The following is a 16,316-nucleotide window of genomic DNA, read 5'->3' on the forward strand; positions in this document are numbered from 1 at the left end:
CGGTTCGGACCGAATGACGCCTATGTGATTGGTCATGCTTTTGTTACCTTTTCAGACAGTCTGGAACGATATGATGCAACGAGTGGAGGGCGCGTTGACACGATTGTCTGACCAAACCACTCTCATGCATGCGCCGTCGGCACGCCACAGCCGTGACCAGAACGCCCCGCTGCGCCAATACCTGACGCATTGCGCGCTGATCGTTCTGGTAGGCCTGGTGATCCTGGGCGTCTGGACGGCCTCGCGGCTGCAACAGATGGTCGAGACCGAGGTCGGCCATCGCGCGGCCACCGTTCTGGAATCAATGCTGAACCGCCACGCCGAGGAACTGGCGGTCGACAGGCTGGACCCCCAGCTGCTGCAGCTGATGGACAGCTATTACCACGACATCGCCGCCTCGCTTGGCGTGGTCGAGATGAAGATCTGGAATGCCGACGGCACCGTCCTCTATGCGTCGCGCCCCGGTCTGACCGGCCGGGTATTGCCGGTCAGTCCCGAACTGGAAACCGCCTTGGCGGGGGAGATTTCGGTCAGCGTCGGTCATGCCTTCCACCCGGCCCCCGGCCAGGCGGTCGCCGCGACCGGACCCCGCCTGTTCGAGATCTATGTACCCATCCGCATCCAGTCCATGAACCGCATCGTCGCGGTGGCCGAATATTACCAGAATGCCGCCGTCGCCACCGACGCGTTGAGCCGCGCTCGTTGGCAGACCTGGGCCATCCTGGCCATCGTCGGCGCGATGTTCCTGTCGGTGCTGGGGCTGGTGCTGCACCATGGCGACGCGCTGATCAGCCGTCAGCACCGCGACCTGGGCGCGCGCATGGCCGAGCTTTCGGGGCGGCTGGATCACAGCATGGAAACCCAGTCGCGCATCCAGCAGGAGGCGCGGCGCCAGCAGGAGGATCAGAAGGCCCAGATGCGCCAGATCAATGCCGACATCCATGACGGGATCGGACAACTGCTGACCGTTGCCCTGCTGCGGATGAAACCCGCCCCCCTGTCGGGTGCGCCGCAGGAAGACAGCGTCCAGTCGGTCCGCCAGATTCTGGAGGAAGCCATGAGCGAGGTCCAGGCCCTGCTCAGCGGCACCAGCCAAAGGCCGCTGCCCGAAATGCCGCTGGCCCGCGCGGTCACCACGATCATCGACGATCACCGCAGACGCACGTCGACGGATGTGACCGTCATCATGGAAGGCGGACTTGCCGAACCCCAGCTGCCGGTCAAGATCGCCATCTGCCGGTTGGTCCAGGAAGGGCTGCACAACGCCTTCAAGCATGCCGGAGGCAGGGATCAGCAGGTCCGCCTGCACCTGGAGGGCGACCGCATGGTGGTGACGGTCAGCAATCGTGCGTGCCACCGCCGGGACGCGGTCCATGACGCGGCGCGCCGTCCGATGGGCCTGCGCAACCTGCGCCACCGTATTGAAAGCCTGGGCGGAACCTTCCAGATCCTGGACCAGCCCGATCAGCAAATCGAAATCCGTGCCAGCTTTCCTCATATCAAGGAGGAGGTGCGGCATGGCTGACATCACCGTGGCTGTCGTGGATGACCACCCCATCGTCTGCGAAGGGCTGATGCATGTCATCGCCAGCTTCAGCGGGTTTCGCGTCACCGGAACGGGCCATACGGCCGCCGATGCGATCGACATGGTGCAACGCGATGCCCCCGATATCCTGATCCTGGATCTGGGCATCCCCGGCACGGGCCTGGCCGCGATCCGCGAGATCATTCGCAGCCGGCCACGGACCCGCATTCTTGTCCTGACCATATCCGAACAGCCGCAGGACGTGCTGGACGCGATGCGCTTTGGCGCGTCGGGATATGTGCTGAAGGGGATCTGCGGAGACGAGCTGTGCCAGGTGCTGAACCGGTTGGCCAATGGCGTCGCCCATATCACCCCGCATCTGGGGGCGCGGATCCTGGCCTCTATCGGCAGCCTGCCGACCCTGGAGACCGAAGCCGATACCGCCATCCTCAGCAGGCGCGAAAGCGAGATCTATGTCCTGATCCGCAGGGGATGCTGCAACAAGGAGATCGGCCGGTCCCTGAACCTGAGCGAGAAGACGGTCAAGCATTACCTGACCAATATCTTCCGCAAGCTGGATGTGCGAAACCGGACCGAACTTGCGATGCATGCCCATAACATGTCCAGCCAGGCGAAACGCGGCTTGATGCTGGCAGCCCATGACCAGGATGGCGGCCGGGAACGCAATTTCGGCTATCGGATGTCGTGATTTGGGCAGCGATGCATCACGCGACGTCCGAACGTCATCGGGTGCCGCGCTGGTGCGGGAACGCTGGCGTCGCGTCAGTGCGGACCCCGCCTTGCATTGAAACCCCTCTGTCGCGATCGCAGGTCAACCGGCCTTCCAGATTTCCTGTGTCCGGTTGGCTGGCGCAACCGAGGTCAGCAGCGGCAGCCGGAAGGAAAATGTCGTCGTCCCGCCCTCGCAGGTGACCTCGATGCAACCGTTATGCGCGGTCGCGATCGACGAGGCGATATAAAGCCCCAGCCCCAACCCCTCGCCCGCGGCATGGGTGCCGCGACGGAACGGATGAAACAGTTCGGTCTGCAATTCGGCGGGAACCGGGGGACCTTCGTTCGTCACGCTGATCACGACACCGCGGTCGTCCAGCCCGCCATGTACATGAACGCGTGCGCCCTGCGTGCCGTGGCGGACCGCGTTCGACAAGAGGTTCGAGACAGCCTGCGCGACCCGCGGCGCATCGCAGCTGACGGGACGGTCGATCGCCATGTCCAGCGTGATCTGGTGATCGGGCGAGGCGGCGCGGATTTCCTCGACCACCTGCGTCACGGTCCCGGCCAGGGGTGCGTCCATTTCGGCCGAAATGCGGATGCCGCCGCCCAAGCGGGCCTTGGCATGCAGCATGATATTCTCGATCAGGTCGTTCATGCGGCGCAGCGACGACCGCATCATCGGCAGGATCATCTGCGCCCGCTCGGTCATCCGCTCCTTTCCCAGTTGGCGAAAGCCCGCATCCAGCGCCGCCACGGGGTTGCGCAGATCATGGCCCAGAACGGCGACGAATTCTTCCTGGATGCGGGTCAGTTCGCGTTCATGGGCGACCATCAGCTCATGCGCCTCCAGCCGTTCTTCGGTTTCCAGGCTCTGGCCGATGATGTCGGCGAACATCTCCAGCATCCCGACGGCGCGGGGATGCTTGACGTCGCGCGGTTCGTTGTCGATGGCGCAAAGCGTGCCGAAGAAGGTCCCGTCGCTGCGATGGATCGGGATCGAGGCATAGCTGGCAATGCCGAACTTGGCTGCGATGGGATGACCGCCATAGACCTCGTCGGTCGCGGCATCGTTGAAGACCACCTTGTTCGAGGTCTTGTGGACCGATTGGCAGAAAGTCGACTCGATCTCGATCTCGTCGCCGGCGTTCAGGCCGAAATTGACCTCGTCGATGGTGCGGCAGGCGACCCATCGATCCGCCGTGACCCGCGCCACGGCGGCAAAGCGCATGTTGGTGGCCAGCATCACGGTTTCAAGGATGGTACCGATCAGGTTGCTGCCCGCCAGCATGGCGATATCGGCCTGGAAATCATGCGTCCCCTCAAGAAAGGCTGCATGGTCCTGGATGATCGCCTGCCGCCCTGTCCTGTGGTCCATCCGGCCCCCTGTCACTGGTCGATCGGGAAGACGCCAACCGGTTGCAAGGACGGCCACCGTCCAAACCGCGTCGTATTCCCGAATTCGTATTCTTTCCCTTTTGGCAGCAGGTTGCAGAAAATTGAAAGGAAAATTGCTGTCCAGACAACAATTATTGTGCGCGCCCCCACCCCGATTATCAGCCGTCAGGACGCCGGACCCAACCCTTGGCGTGTCACATGCATCTGCTGAGCATCAGACCCGGCACCAGCGTCCAGACCGTCCCGATCAGCGCCACGACGCCCAGTGTCAGGGCCACGTGGCGCAGCGCGGGTCCGGGAACAGCCCAGTCCGACCGCCGCAGCCACCAGATCAGACCTGCCTGCATCGCGATGGTCAGCAGGACGGCCGCGACCACCATGGTTCGGCCGGTGGCGGCCGATATCGCGGTCGTGCACAGCCAGCCGTTCAGCCCATAGACGGCGCTAAAGGCGGCCAGCCACATCGTCAGCGGCAGGGCGATGCGGATGACGGTCCCCATCAGCCCAACCCCGGCAGGATCGCGGCCCCGATCCCGATGACCGACACAGCCACGGCGTAATCGGACCACAGCCGGGCAATCCGTTGCAGCCCGACCGTGGTTTCGGGGGCATGTCCCGCGATCCGGGTGGCGCCGAAGAACGCCGCCATGATCAGTGCCAGCCCCTGATGCAGGATGGCATACCCCGCCAGCACCCAGACCGTCGCCGCATAGGCGTGCTGGGTGGGATCGGGAGCCGCGCGCAGCACCATCACCGCGGCCAGCGCCATGGCCAGCATGGCCGCGCAGGTCAGCCACCACAACTTCCGGACGCGCGCGGCGACCAAGGCCACGCCCGCCCCGCCGGCCAACAGCGCCAAGGGCAGCAGCCCGGGCTGGGCCCAGGCCTGCGGTGGCCAGTTCGGCGCGATGGTCCACAGGAAGGCATATCCGAACAGCAGCGACCCGAAGAAGGTCCCGTTCGCCAGCAACAAAAACAGCGACCCCCACCAGCCGGGGGGATGGGCGACCTCGGACGCGACTGGCAGCGACAGCCCGCGTCCGACCGGCAGCAGGCCCTCGGGGGTCGTGCGCCGCAGGCCCCAGGCCCAGACCAGCGCGCAGCCCAGCACCCCGACCCCCGAAATCGGCACCAGCCAATAGGCCTTGATCAGCATCCCCATGAAGAACAGCCCCGTCACCGCCGACATCAGCACAGGCAGGGCTGTGTTGCCGGGAAAGACGACGATGTATTCCGGCGTGCCGGTGGTGGGTTCGACGGTCAAGGTCTCGCGCCGGTTGCGGGACGGATCACCCAGATACCCCTCGCCCCGCGCCAGTTGAACGGGCAACTCGGGCGTGTCCCACAAAGGCTCGCGCGACGTGATCTGCGGCAGGCTGGCAAAGTTGTAGGGCGCGGCGGGCGTCGGCATCGCCCATTCCAGCGTGCCGGCACCCCAAGGGTCGCGCGACCCGCGGATCGCGACGGCGGCATTGACCACCACGTCGATCACCACCAGCGCAAAGCCGATCGCCATGACGAAGCTGCTGACCGAGGCGATGATGTTGATCACCTCCCACCCTTGCCCCGGATCGAAGGTGTCGATTCGGCGGCGCATGCCCAGAAGTCCGACCCAGTGCAGCAGCAGGAAGGTGCCGTGGAAGCCGACGACGATCAGCCAGAAGGCCGTGGTGCCCAGCTTGAAGAAGGTCTTGCGACCGGTGACATGCGGCATCCAATAATACAGCGCCCCCAACATCGGAAAGACGAAGCCGCCGATCAGAACGTAATGCAGGTGGGCTACGATGAAATAGGTGTCGTGCGCCTGCCAGTCGAAAGGCACGACCGCGACCATCACCCCCGTCAGGCCGCCGATGACGAAGGTGGCAAAGAACGACAGCATCCACATCATCGGCAGGTGCAACTGGGGTCGGCCCTTGGCGATAGTGCCGATCCAGGCAAAGATCTGTACCGCCGTCGGCACCGCCACCAGCGTCGATGCGGCCGAAAAGAAGGCCAGCGCCAGATGCGGGATGCCGGTGGTGAACATGTGATGCACCCACAGCCCGAAGCTGAGCACCGCCAGAGAGATCGCCGCCGCGATCACCCATTGATGCCCCAGCAGCCGCGTGCGCGACATGACCGGCAGGATCGTAGAAATGGCACCGGCAGCGGGCAGAAAGATGATATAGACCTCGGGGTGGCCGAACAGCCAGAACAGGTGCTGCCACAGCAGTGCATCGCCCCCCTCGGCCACCTGGAAGAACGGCAGGCCGAAGGCGCGTTCCAGTTCCAGCAGGATGGACCCCAGGATCAGCGGCGGAAAGCCCGTCAGGATCATGACCGCCGTCACCAGCGCGTACCACGCAAAGATCGGCATACGGGCCAGCGACATCCCCGGCGCGCGGTATCGCAGGATGGTGACGGTGATCTCGACCGCGGCGGCGATGGCGGATATTTCGACGAAGGTGATGCCGATCAGCCAGAAATCAGAATTGATCCCCGGCGAATTGATCGTTGAAGACAAAGGCGGATACATGAACCAGCCGCTGTCGGGCGCGATCCCCGCCAGCAGCGAAAAGATCATCATCCCCCCGCCGAAGACATAGCACCAGAAGCCGTAGGCCGTCAGGCGCGGAAAGGCCAGATCGCGCGACCCCAGCATCTTGGGCAGCAGATAGACGGCCAGCCCCTCGAACATGGGGATGGCGAACAGGAACATCATGATGGTCCCGTGCATCGTGAAGATCTGGTTGTAATGATCCGGCCCCAGAAAGGCCGAGCGCGGGCTGGCCAGCTGGGCGCGGATCAGCATCGCCAGGATGCCGCCCACGATGAAGAAGAAGGCCGAGACCGCCATGAACATGCGCCCCAGATCGGTATGGTTGACCGAGGTGAACCACCCCCGCCAGCCCGGGTCCGATGCCCAGATGCGCGACAGGGCGCGGTGCCTTTGCAAGGCGTTCATGGTGCGTCCCCTTCCAGAAATGCCTGCCATCCGGCCGCGTCATGGGCGATGACGGTGAACCGGTGCCCGCGATATCCGGGGCCGTTATATTCCGCGCCAAGCCCCGCATATTCGCCGGGGGCCGCTGCTTCGATCCGCAAGGTGTTCACATGCCCCGGCACCGCGTCCAGCTTGCCCGCCAGGCGCGGCACCCAGAAGGCATGGATCACATCAAGCGAGGTGATTGCCACGTCAACCGGCCGGGCTGCGGGGATGTGCAGCACGTCCTCAGTCACGCGCCCCGGCAGGTCGGCATAGCCGAAGCGCCAGGCATATTGGCGCCCTTCAGCGGTGACCGACACCACGTCCGGTCCCTGATGCGGCAACAGCCTTTCACCGATGACCAGCCCATAGGCCAGCAGGGCCGCCAGCACCGTCATGGGAAAGGCAAGCCCCAGCCCGATGACGAAGCGCCGTTCGGACACTGCACCCTCGGGGCGGCGCCAGGCCCACAAAACCAGCCCCGCCACCAGAGCCGCGATCGCGACCGATCCCGCCAGCAGCACCCACCACAATTCCGCGATGGCTTGGGCTGCGGGACCTGCCGGATGGACGGTGGACAGCTTTTCTTCGCAACCAGCCAGCACGGTTGGTGTTACAAGGACAAGGGACAACCGCATCAGGGGGCGCGCATGAGACCGAAGATGGTTCAGAAGAAATCCAGGGGTCTGGCCGACCCGATCCTTGAATATCCCGGCTATAACCGGACCGAGACCATCGTTGGTATCTGGGGACACCCGCTGCACGCGATGACGGTGGCCTTTCCCGTGGCGCTGACCTTTTGCGCCTTCGGTGCCGACATGCTGTATTTCTGGTCGGGCGAATTGTTCTGGGCGCGTGCCTCGATCTGGGCGGCAGGCACGGCCTTCCTGTTCGGGCTGGCGGCCGGGGCCACCGGCACGGCCGAATTGCTGCTGGTGTCGGGCATCCGCATCCGTGCGCCCGCCTGGACGCATTTCGTCATCGCGGTCATGCTGCTGTCGATCCTGGGGGCGAACTGGGGATACCGGCTGCACGAAGGATACGAACAGGCGGTCCTGCCCTATGGCATCCTGCTGTCGGGTTTTGCGGTCATCGTGGTCATGGTCACGGGCTGGCATGGGGGAAAACTCGTGTTCGATCATCGTCTTGGCACGTCGAAGGGCAACTGATTGCCAAGCGGTTGGTAAAGCCAGTCCGGCAAGGGGATCTGGTCCAGGTCGGGCTTGGCCAGGACCAGAACCAGAACGCAGGTGATGGGCACCATCAGCAGCAGCAGCGGCATGGTCGCGCGGGGGACCCTGTGGACGCCCTTGCGCTCGGCCACCTCGACCAGGACATAACCGATCCAGACATGAAAGCCGACCATCGCCGCCACGAAGACCAGCTTTGCGAACAGCCAGGTGAAAAAGACCCCGCGCAGAAAGATCAGCCCCGTCCCGGAGGCAATGGCGATCACCGCAGCGGGCGTGATGACAAATGCATAGGCATAATGCGTGGCCCGCCGGATGCGGGCATAATCCGCCTGCCCGATGGCCGGATCATGGCGCGCCAGCATCAGCGGCAGCGCGAACAGCCCCGCGCACCAGATGACCAGCATCCCGATATGCAGCGATTTCAGATGCGGGATGACCGCCTCCAGACCGTTCATGCGCGTTCCGCCATCTGCCAGCCGCGACGCGCCTGCAGCGCGATCATCGCGGCATAGGGGATCATCGCGGGCACCCACATGATCAGGCCCCCCAGCTGCTGGTCGGACAGCGGGCTGATGCCCCAGGCCAGCGGCGCGATGGCATGCGCCTCATACAGGGGCGCGGGCGCGAAGGTCAGGATCGCGCCCAGCATCCCCATCTGGATCAGCCCTGCCAGCGACCACAGCACCGATTGGGCCGATGGCTTCTGCGACAGGACGGCGTTCCAGAACAGCACCGCCGAGGCCAGCAGACTGATCTGCATGATCCAGTAGACGCCCATGTCGGCCAGCGCCAAGTCATAGGCCGCCGGCACATGCCACAGCCACAGGACGCTGGTCGAGATGGCGAAATACACCCCCACATGCCCTGCCCGGCGCGGCATCGCCGCCGCCAGCAAGGGCGCCGCCACCGCAACCAGCAACACGTGATGCACCACCCGCGCCGAGAAGAGCCCAACCGAAATCGCGCAAAGAGGCGACACGAAGGCCACAGCCAACACCAGCATGGCGGGCATTCCCGTCGGTTGCCGCCTGACGACCAGCCACATCAGCAGCAGGACGCCCAGCAGAACGGGGTCCAGGTTCCAGGATTGCCACGCGGTTCCGGGCAGCGGCGCGGCCCCGCAATAGCTGCCGGGAAGGATCGTGATCGGCATGATGTTCCATCCTCTGCCCGTGGCAGGCATTTGTCGTGATGATACAAGCGCAAAGGCTGCGATTGGTTTCCCCGAAGATGCAGACTTCCGCGGCCCGGATCAACCGATGGTGTTCGCACGCAGCAAATCAATGCGCGGGACCCGGCTGGTCGCCGCAATCCAGCGGTGTTTCGCGGATCAGCCGGCGGCGCATGGCGATGGCCGTGGCACCCGACAGGGCGGCCGCTGACAAAAACATCGCAGCCAGGGACAGACCGTCCGACAGGACCCCCGCCAGCGCCGGCCCGACCACGCTGCCCAGGGCCACCGCCATTAGCGTCTCGGTGAAGCTGAACGAGGGCAGTTCCGGGAACAGGCGTTCGGACCAGAAGGCCAGCACCGCGCACATCATCATGACGAAGATGCCCTGCAGGGCCGCTGCGGCCGCCACGCCGGGCCAGCTGGTGGGCAAGACCGCGATCAGCGACAGCGCCGAAACCACCAGCAGCCCCCGGACCAGACGTGGCAGGCCGATCCGGTCCTTGATCGCCGCCGTCCCCAGGGTGGCTAGTCCGGCGATGCCATAGATGATGAACATCACGGCCGGAGATGCCTGCAGGGGCCGCCCCTCCAACCCGCCCGCCCGCACGACCCTGTCCGTCGCAAACGAGATGAAGACGGTCATGTTGACCCCGAAGAACAGCGCCTACAGATCAAGCGGCAGGGCCGGCAGCACGCACAGTGCCCACCAGTTCGGCCGGCCCCCCGCCCGGAGGACCCGCAACGCCCCGCATCGCCACCAGATTGCCGATCAGGCCGGCCAGCGCCGCCGCGGCGAAGGCCGCCCATGCGATCCTTCAGGATGCCCCGCCAAGCATCAGCGCCAGCGCGATGGCACCCGCCAGCGCGGCACCAAGGCTGGTGCCGGTGCTGACCACCGACATCGACCGGGACCGCATGTCGGGTTCAACCTGCTGATGCACCGCGTTGTCGAAGGGCGACCAGGTAAAGCCCGCGCTGCTCATGGCCGTGACAACCCCACCTACAGCGTTCCCGCATTGGGGGCCACGGCCACGATGGCCATGCCGGTCGTCGCGAGAAACAGCCCGATCGGCACCGGCAACCGCGCGCCGCGCCATGCCGTCGCGGCATAGGCCGCGATCAGCCCCAGCAGAAAGCCCGCAAAGCCCGCCCTCAAGATCAGGCCGGCCATGGTCGTCCCGATACCAAAGCTGTCCCTGAAATGGGACAGGAACAGGCCGAACGCCATCCGGGCGAGCCAAAGCTGATGGCGGTCACCGCGAAACCAGCGATCGACAGTGTCAGGAAGGATGACATGGTCAGCGTATCCGACAGGGGCGTTCAGGGGGGCACATGCAGGCGAACACGTGCCTTTCCGCCCTGTTCCATGATCTTTCCCATATCGCCGCCCCGGTCATCACGCGCTGCAACAGGGTAAAACCGGGCCCTTGACCGCCCAGAGCGTGACTTGGCGGTGTTCGGCGGACTATCCCGGCATCGGCGGAAAACAGCCCGGATTATCCATCGTTGCCGCGGCAACGACGGCGGCGCAGCCCTTGCTTCCTCCCTGTGATCGCAACGGGCGACCATCTCCGCCCCCAAGCAAGAAACCCTATGTTTCACCATTCCAGCAAGCTGCAATACCAAGTCCGCGTCGACCGTCCGGATCCGCAATTCGCCAAATACTTTCATCAGGCGAACGGCGGGGTCGAGGGCGAGATCCGCGTCGCGATGCAGTATTTCTTTCAGGCCATGGGCGGGCGCGGCGACGCCAAGTACCGTGACATGCTGATAATGACGGCGATCGAGGAACTGGGCGGTTGGGAACAGGCCCTGCCGGTCCCCAATTCGACGCCCCATGGACCACGAGGCGACCGAACATTCCTATTACGTCCTGAACACGTCGCTGGATGAACCAACCTGCGAAGGGCGGTCAAGCTTCGGTTCCTCGCTGGACGGACGGGCGGAATTCTCGGTCCGCGAACGTCCCGAGCCTTTGGGCCAGAAACCCGATCTGGACAAGGCCCGCCCGAACAGCGGCACTCAGATCGAAAAGCAGAAACACGCACCGACACCATAACATGAAACCGAAGCTGCCTTGAAACGGCACGAGGGCAAAGGCGGCACGCTGGATCAATCGGCGCTCGAAGGGGGTCTGCCCGCGTATACCGATTACTATCGCACCCAAAGCAAGGAACAGGGGAAGTTGGTCGGCATTGCCGCCTGTGATAGCATGATCGAACGTCTGTCGGACCCCGAACTGGCAGCGCGGGTCGCGTAATTTCTGCAGGATCACCTTCAGCATCTGAACACGTTGCAGAAAATCGCCACCTCCGTGAATGCGAATATTCCCGAGGGTGGCGACATGAAGCAATGCCTGACCACGGGAAAGATCACCCTGGCCGATGTGATGGGCGACACCGCCATCCTGAAAGCGATGCTCAGCAACGAGGACGACACCGTCGCCGCCCATGACCGTGCCCGCAACCATGACGATGCGATCCAGAAATTGCGGGACTTTTTCGAACATGCGCTGATGGATGAAAAACGCCACCGCACTTGGATGGAAAAAACTGTGCAGGCCAGAGCCGCCGATCCGCGTGTGACCGAACCGATGGCCCTGTCGATCAGGCGACGGCGACGACCGAATAATCCGGTGATCCGTCCCAGACCAAGTCCCAGGACGCCCCGGGCCTGACGTTCTGAATGGCGCGCGGCTCAAAGCAGACAAGGCAGTTTCCGCCCTTGGCCAAGGCGCGCACCGAAGGATAGATCAGGCCGCGCGATCCTTCGCGGCGCAGGGTTTCGGCCAATCCCTGGCCCTCGGGGTATCCCATTGCAGGGTCGGGATGCAGGGCGGCATGATCGGGTTCATCCGTCATGTCGTCGAAAACGCCGATGAAATCGGCCAGCAATTCGACATAGCGGGCATTGTCTTGATAACAGCCGGCAAAGCCCAGCTCTCTGGTCCGGTGCCATGCCACTTCGGCCAGGCTGACCATGACGTTCCAGGCGCAATACCACGCCCCGCGTTCATCGGAATTGAAGCGGTTGCCGCCCTTGCGGGTATAGGTGAAGGCCGCGTTGACATGGGTGTCGCCATAGATCCGCAGGTCGCGGTCACGCCGCCGCCACGCCAGTTCGCGCGGGTCCAGATACGGGTTGCGGCCGTTTTCGGCCAGCAACCGGCCGCTGGTCATTGCCTCGATCTGGGTCAGGATCTCCAGCTCTTCCTCGGTATCGTAAAGACCCCTCAGCGCCGGAGGCTTGTGATAGGTCGCGGGCAGCAGCCGGACCAGCCCGCGATCCGAAATCTCGGTCTGTTTCATGCGCCGCCACGCAGGGCGTCAAGATAGGTCCTGATCGCCATGATCTGCGGCAGGCCGCCATCGATTGCGGCATCGATGGGGCGGCTGCCCGCAAACAAGGGCCCGGTATTGGTCCGCGTGAACCAACTGCGCGCCAGCGGTTCCGAGAAATAAAGCTCCAGCGATTTGTAGATGCCGATCAACGCACTGAGGCGCAGCAGTTGATCCTGCGTCAACTCTCCAGTGAAATCGGGCTTGCGGGCGCGCTTCCAGGTGCTTTCGGACATGTCGGCAAGCCGCGCGGCTTCCTTTTGCCCCAACCCCCAGGCCTCCACGATGCGTGCATAGGCCTTCAGCGCGACGGCATTGACCTGGACTGGCTGGCGTCTGTGTTCGGCAAGCTGCATGACATCCTCCGCTTGCCTGAATATAGTCCATATGACCCGATAGTAAAGGTCATATGGGCTAGATATCGCATGGCATCAGACCCATTTGGCCAAAGGCGGCAGGCTCATCAGCACGGCATCGGGGTTGTGCCCGGTCTCCAGCCCGAACTTGGTCCCGCGGTCATAGACCAGGTTGTATTCCGCATAGAGGCCGCGATGGATCAGCTGGGTGTTCTTGTCATCCTCGGTGAAATCGGTGGCCATGCGCGACCGGACCAGCGGCAGGAAGGCGGGCAGGAACGCCTCGCCCACGGCGCGGGTGAAATCGAAATCGGCCTGCCAATCGCCGGTGTTGAGATCGTCATAGAAGATGCCGCCGACACCCCGCGCCCGCCCGCGATGCGGGATGAAGAAATATTCGTCCGCCCAGGCCTTGAAGCGGTCATAGTAATCGGCGCCATGGGCATCGCAGGCACCGCGCAGGGTGTCGTGGAAATGGCCCGTGTCTTCGGCATATTCGATGCAGGGGTTCAGGTCGGCGCCGCCCCCGAACCACATCGCGCCGGGGGTCCAGAACATGCGGGTGTTCATGTGGACGGCGGGCGCATGGGGGTTCTGCATATGCGCCACAAGGCTGATGCCGCTGGCCCAGAAGCGCGGGTCCGTGTCCATGCCCGGCACGCCGCGCGCGGTCATCGCGGCCTGGGCGCGGGGGGCCAGGGTGCCGTGAACCTCGGACCAGTTGACGCCGACCTTTTCAAAGACCCGGCCGCCCCGCATGACCGACATCAGGCCGCCGCCGCCATCATTGTCGCGGGTGGTGGGCGTGACCTCGAAGCGGCCGGGCGCGGTGGGGCCCTGACCTTCGTTTTCCAGCGTCTCGAATGCGGTGACGATCCGGTCGCGAAGTTCCTTGAACCAGCCTGCGGCTTGGCGGCGCTGTTCGTCCATGTCGGGCCTCATATGTGATTTGCCAAGCCGTACGGGGCGCGGCTAGCATGCCCCACCTGCTGTAATGAGAGCGCCGATGCCCCGCAACACCACCCTTGCCCTGATGATCGCCCTGCCCCTGGCACTGTCCGCCTGCGCCACCCCGCAGGAACGCTGCATTTCGCGCAATACGGACGAATACCGCGTCGTCAGCCGCCTGCTGGCCGAGGTCGAGGGCAATCTGTCGCGCGGTTACGCCTGGCAGGAACGGCAGGTCGTCCGCACCCGTCCGACGCAATGCCAGCGGGTCTATCGCGACCGGAACGGTCAGGACCATGTGACCACCTATACCTGCTGGCGCGATTACGTGGATCAGGAACGCTATCGCGTGCCAATCGACCCTTCGGCCGAATTGCGCAAGCGCGATGGTCTGGTCGAACGCCAGCAGGCCTTGGCCAGCCGCGCCAAGGCGGCGGTGGACGCCTGTCGCACCGCCTATCCCGACGAAGCCTAGAGGATCTGCGCCGTCACCGGGTCGGCCAAGCTGCGGCCCCCGTCCACGGTCAGGATCTGACCGGTGACGAAACGCGCGCCGTCGCTGACCAGGTAATGCACGGCCTCGGCCAGTTCGTCGGCGGGGGCGATACGTCCCATCGGCGTCCCCGCGATAATCTGGGCACGCTTTTCGGGATCGTCCTTCAGCGCACATTGCAACTCATGCGACATGACGCTGCTGAAGCTGACGCCGTTCACGCGGATGCGGTGCGGTGCCAGCGCCAGCGCCAGCCCGCGGGTCGCCTGTTCCTGCGCGGCGCAGGCGATGGAATAACCCAGCATGGTCGGAATCGGCCGCCGCGCCGCCAAGGTCGAGATATTGACGATGGCGCCGGTCTGCGCCGTCGGTCCTTCGCCTTCGGCCTGCTTGATCATGCGCTTGGCGACCAGCTGCGACAGGCGCAGGCCCGACAGCATGTTCTGGCGCAGCATCTCCTCCAGCTGATCCATGTCGGTGTCCAAGGGATCGCTGTCGCGCACGAAACGGTGCCCGTTGACCAAGATGTCGACCCGATCAAACGCATCAAGTGTCGCCGACAACAGGTTGGCCATGCACAATTTTTCGGACATGCTTCCAGCAAAACGGCGCACCTGCGTCTGTTCGCCGTCATAATCCGAGATGACCGAATTCAGCGCCGCTTCGTCATTGTCGGCGAACATGACCGAAGCGCCGCGTTCGGCCAGATGGCGCGCGATGGCAAGCCCGACGCCGCGCGCGGCGCCGGTCACGATGGCGACCTTGCCTTGGACGGACATGCTCATTTGCGACGTCCCTTTGATGCGGCACCCTTGGTGGCGCTGCCCTTGCCGGCGGCGGTCGCCTCGATGATCTTGAAACGGGTGTCGCCACCGATCTCATGGACCTGGCCGAAATACTGGGCCAGCACGGATTCATACGGCAGATGGCGGTTCGCGACTATCCACAGCTTGCCCGCGCCGGTCAAGAGACGCGCGGCCGAGGCGATGAAGGCTACGCCCAGCTTGGGGTCGGCCTGGCGACCTTCGTGGAAGGGCGGGTTCATGACGATGCCGTTGACCGGGTCGGGCAGACGAAATTCGCGGGCATCGGCCCAATGGAAGACGGCGCGCGGATCGGTGACATTGCGGCGCGCCGATTCCAGCGCGGCGTGATCGGACTCGACCAGATGCAGCACATCGACGCCCTTGCGCTTCAGGACCTGCGCCGACAGCCATCCCCAGCCCGCACCCAGATCGACCATGCGGGTCGGCAGCTTGTCAGGCAGGTGATCGGCCAGCATCTTCGATCCGGCATCGATGCCGTCCGCGGAAAAGACGCCGGGCAGCGTGGTGAACCCGGGGGCGACCTCGGTCGCGCGGCTTTCCCAATCCTCGGGCAGCCAACCGGCCTCGGGCAAGGTCAGCCGGAAGATCTTGCCATGTGCCTTGCTGTGCACATCCGAAACAGGGGCCAGCTTGCGCAATTCGCGCAGCAGGGAATCGACCCCGTCGGTCTTCTGCCCGTCGATCCACAGATCTGCGCCGGGGGTCAGCCGGCGGGCGGCATCCGCGATACGCGCCCGCGACGCGGCCTTGGCCCGCGGCAGCCGGACGATGGCCGTGTCGAAATGGTCCTTCGTTTCCGTCGCCACCTCATACCCGCGCGAGACAAGGCCCTGGTGGTCGGGGAAATTGCCCTGCAGGATCTGCAGACGGGTGGGGTCCAGCGGTTCCAGGTCATCGGCAGCAGCGGCGCCGACGAACAGCACACGGCCCTCCGGCGGGCCGTCCGGAAAGGCCAGTTCCAGTCGTGAATGGGTCACGTGATTACTCTTTTTCCATGGTGCATTGCAGCGGGTGCTGCTGGCGGCGCGCCAGTTCCATCACCTGGGCGACCTTGGTTTCGGCCACCTCGTGGGAAAATACGCCGACAACCGCGACGCCCTTGCGATGCACGGTCAGCATGATCTCGATGGCTTGGGCATGCGTCAGGTGGAACAGCCGTTCCAGCACATGGACCACGAATTCCATCGGTGTAAAGTCGTCGTTCAGAAGCAGCACCTTGTACATCGGCGGACGCTGTGACCGCGTGCGCGGCTTGACCGCCAGATCGGACTGATCGTCGGGCTTGTCGGGATCGGTCATCCAATGCGTCATCGTGGCTCAGGTCATCCCTTGGGTGCTGCAACGAAAGGTTGCCCGGCGGGCCG

The 16,316-nt window shown here is 64.5% G+C and carries 21 protein-coding genes; 5 read left to right on the forward strand and 16 right to left on the reverse strand.

Going from position 1 to position 16,316, the window contains the following annotated elements; all coding sequences use genetic code 11:
* The first annotated feature begins 124 nt into the window (after nt 1-124).
* Nucleotides 125-1,525: a sensor histidine kinase gene (locus DKT70_RS00165; protein ID WP_158529901.1), complete on the forward strand. Its 1,401-nt coding sequence runs from the start codon at nt 125-127 to the stop codon at nt 1,523-1,525.
* Nucleotides 1,518-2,234 carry a response regulator gene (locus DKT70_RS00170; protein ID WP_158529903.1) on the forward strand — a complete coding sequence of 239 codons (717 nt, stop codon included), beginning with the start codon at nt 1,518-1,520 and terminating at the stop codon, nt 2,232-2,234. Before DKT70_RS00165 ends, DKT70_RS00170 begins: the two co-directional genes overlap by 8 nt.
* Nucleotides 2,235-2,357: 123 nt before the next feature.
* On the opposite strand, the gene DKT70_RS00175 is transcribed toward DKT70_RS00170, so the two are convergent.
* The 4 genes from DKT70_RS00175 to DKT70_RS00190 all read right to left on the reverse strand — a co-directional run bounded on the left by DKT70_RS00175 (nt 2,358) and on the right by DKT70_RS00190 (nt 7,228).
* Nucleotides 2,358-3,635 (reverse strand): GAF domain-containing sensor histidine kinase, encoded by a 1,278-nt coding sequence (locus tag DKT70_RS00175; RefSeq protein WP_111557281.1) that lies wholly within the window; start codon nt 3,633-3,635, stop codon nt 2,358-2,360.
* 214 nt (nt 3,636-3,849) lie between these two features.
* Nucleotides 3,850-4,155, reverse strand: a complete 306-nt coding sequence (locus tag DKT70_RS00180) for a hypothetical protein (RefSeq protein WP_111557282.1) — start codon at nt 4,153-4,155, stop codon at nt 3,850-3,852.
* Nucleotides 4,155-6,602: a cytochrome c oxidase subunit I gene (gene ctaD, locus DKT70_RS00185; protein WP_111557283.1), complete on the reverse strand. Its 2,448-nt coding sequence runs from the start codon at nt 6,600-6,602 to the stop codon at nt 4,155-4,157. Before ctaD ends, DKT70_RS00180 begins: the two co-directional genes overlap by 1 nt.
* The gene (locus tag DKT70_RS00190; protein ID WP_407672172.1) at nt 6,599-7,228 is read right to left on the reverse strand and encodes a cytochrome c oxidase subunit II; all 630 of its coding nucleotides are present in this window, start codon (nt 7,226-7,228) and stop codon (nt 6,599-6,601) included. The genes ctaD and DKT70_RS00190 overlap by 4 nt, the downstream gene beginning before the upstream one ends.
* Before the next feature lie 45 nt (nt 7,229-7,273).
* On the opposite strand from DKT70_RS00190, the gene DKT70_RS00195 reads away from it, so the two are divergent.
* Nucleotides 7,274-7,792 (forward strand): DUF2231 domain-containing protein, encoded by a 519-nt coding sequence (locus DKT70_RS00195; RefSeq protein ID WP_111557285.1) that lies wholly within the window; start codon nt 7,274-7,276, stop codon nt 7,790-7,792.
* On the opposite strand, the gene DKT70_RS00200 is transcribed toward DKT70_RS00195, so the two are convergent.
* The 5 genes from DKT70_RS00200 to DKT70_RS00215 all read right to left on the reverse strand — a co-directional run bounded on the left by DKT70_RS00200 (nt 7,762) and on the right by DKT70_RS00215 (nt 10,218).
* The gene (locus DKT70_RS00200) at nt 7,762-8,271 is read right to left on the reverse strand and encodes a CopD family protein (protein ID WP_111557286.1); all 510 of its coding nucleotides are present in this window, start codon (nt 8,269-8,271) and stop codon (nt 7,762-7,764) included. The genes DKT70_RS00195 and DKT70_RS00200 overlap by 31 nt on opposite strands.
* On the reverse strand, nt 8,268-8,969 hold the full coding sequence (locus tag DKT70_RS00205) for a cytochrome c oxidase assembly protein (protein WP_111557287.1): 702 nt from the start codon (nt 8,967-8,969) through the stop codon (nt 8,268-8,270). The genes DKT70_RS00200 and DKT70_RS00205 overlap by 4 nt, the downstream gene beginning before the upstream one ends.
* A gap of 127 nt (nt 8,970-9,096) precedes the next feature.
* Entirely contained in the window at nt 9,097-9,633 is a 537-nt protein-coding gene (locus DKT70_RS00210) for an MFS transporter (RefSeq protein ID WP_111557288.1), read from the reverse strand.
* Nucleotides 9,634-9,805: 172 nt separating this feature from the next.
* The gene (locus DKT70_RS17965) at nt 9,806-9,973 is read right to left on the reverse strand and encodes a hypothetical protein (protein WP_158529905.1); all 168 of its coding nucleotides are present in this window, start codon (nt 9,971-9,973) and stop codon (nt 9,806-9,808) included.
* A gap of 17 nt (nt 9,974-9,990) precedes the next feature.
* Nucleotides 9,991-10,218, reverse strand: a complete 228-nt coding sequence (locus tag DKT70_RS00215; protein WP_111557289.1) for a hypothetical protein — start codon at nt 10,216-10,218, stop codon at nt 9,991-9,993.
* A gap of 365 nt (nt 10,219-10,583) precedes the next feature.
* Between DKT70_RS00215 and DKT70_RS18270 the strand changes: the two genes are divergently transcribed.
* Nucleotides 10,584-10,883 (forward strand): manganese catalase family protein, encoded by a 300-nt coding sequence (locus DKT70_RS18270; RefSeq protein ID WP_233490349.1) that lies wholly within the window; start codon nt 10,584-10,586, stop codon nt 10,881-10,883.
* A gap of 19 nt (nt 10,884-10,902) precedes the next feature.
* Here the strand turns inward: DKT70_RS18270 and DKT70_RS18275 are convergent, their stop codons facing one another.
* The 4 genes from DKT70_RS18275 to hemF form a co-directional block, all read right to left on the reverse strand.
* Nucleotides 10,903-11,499 carry a hypothetical protein gene (locus tag DKT70_RS18275; RefSeq protein WP_233490350.1) on the reverse strand — a complete coding sequence of 199 codons (597 nt, stop codon included), beginning with the start codon at nt 11,497-11,499 and terminating at the stop codon, nt 10,903-10,905.
* 97 nt (nt 11,500-11,596) lie between these two features.
* Entirely contained in the window at nt 11,597-12,298 is a 702-nt protein-coding gene (locus DKT70_RS00235) for an RES family NAD+ phosphorylase (RefSeq protein WP_111557292.1), read from the reverse strand.
* Nucleotides 12,295-12,684, reverse strand: coding sequence for an antitoxin Xre-like helix-turn-helix domain-containing protein (locus DKT70_RS00240; protein WP_111557293.1), 390 nt, complete (start codon nt 12,682-12,684; stop codon nt 12,295-12,297). The genes DKT70_RS00235 and DKT70_RS00240 overlap by 4 nt, the downstream gene beginning before the upstream one ends.
* A gap of 75 nt (nt 12,685-12,759) precedes the next feature.
* Nucleotides 12,760-13,626: an oxygen-dependent coproporphyrinogen oxidase gene (gene hemF, locus DKT70_RS00245; RefSeq protein ID WP_111557294.1), complete on the reverse strand. Its 867-nt coding sequence runs from the start codon at nt 13,624-13,626 to the stop codon at nt 12,760-12,762.
* Between the two features lie 64 nt (nt 13,627-13,690).
* Between hemF and DKT70_RS00250 the strand changes: the two genes are divergently transcribed.
* Nucleotides 13,691-14,107, forward strand: a complete 417-nt coding sequence (locus DKT70_RS00250) for a hypothetical protein (RefSeq protein ID WP_111557295.1) — start codon at nt 13,691-13,693, stop codon at nt 14,105-14,107.
* Here DKT70_RS00250 and DKT70_RS00255 read toward each other — a convergent pair.
* Genes DKT70_RS00255 through clpS form a run of 3 tightly spaced genes read right to left on the reverse strand, consistent with a single transcriptional unit; the run spans nt 14,104 to nt 16,263 of the window.
* On the reverse strand, nt 14,104-14,910 hold the full coding sequence (locus DKT70_RS00255) for an SDR family NAD(P)-dependent oxidoreductase (protein WP_072297846.1): 807 nt from the start codon (nt 14,908-14,910) through the stop codon (nt 14,104-14,106). The genes DKT70_RS00250 and DKT70_RS00255 overlap by 4 nt on opposite strands.
* Nucleotides 14,907-15,929 carry a class I SAM-dependent methyltransferase gene (locus DKT70_RS00260; protein WP_111557296.1) on the reverse strand — a complete coding sequence of 341 codons (1,023 nt, stop codon included), beginning with the start codon at nt 15,927-15,929 and terminating at the stop codon, nt 14,907-14,909. Before DKT70_RS00260 ends, DKT70_RS00255 begins: the two co-directional genes overlap by 4 nt.
* 4 nt (nt 15,930-15,933) lie before the next feature.
* Nucleotides 15,934-16,263: an ATP-dependent Clp protease adapter ClpS gene (gene clpS, locus DKT70_RS00265; protein ID WP_170310938.1), complete on the reverse strand. Its 330-nt coding sequence runs from the start codon at nt 16,261-16,263 to the stop codon at nt 15,934-15,936.
* Between the last annotated feature and the right edge of the window lie 53 nt (nt 16,264-16,316).

Source organism: Paracoccus sediminilitoris (genome assembly GCF_003259195.1).
Lineage (GTDB): Bacteria > Pseudomonadota > Alphaproteobacteria > Rhodobacterales > Rhodobacteraceae > Paracoccus > Paracoccus sediminilitoris.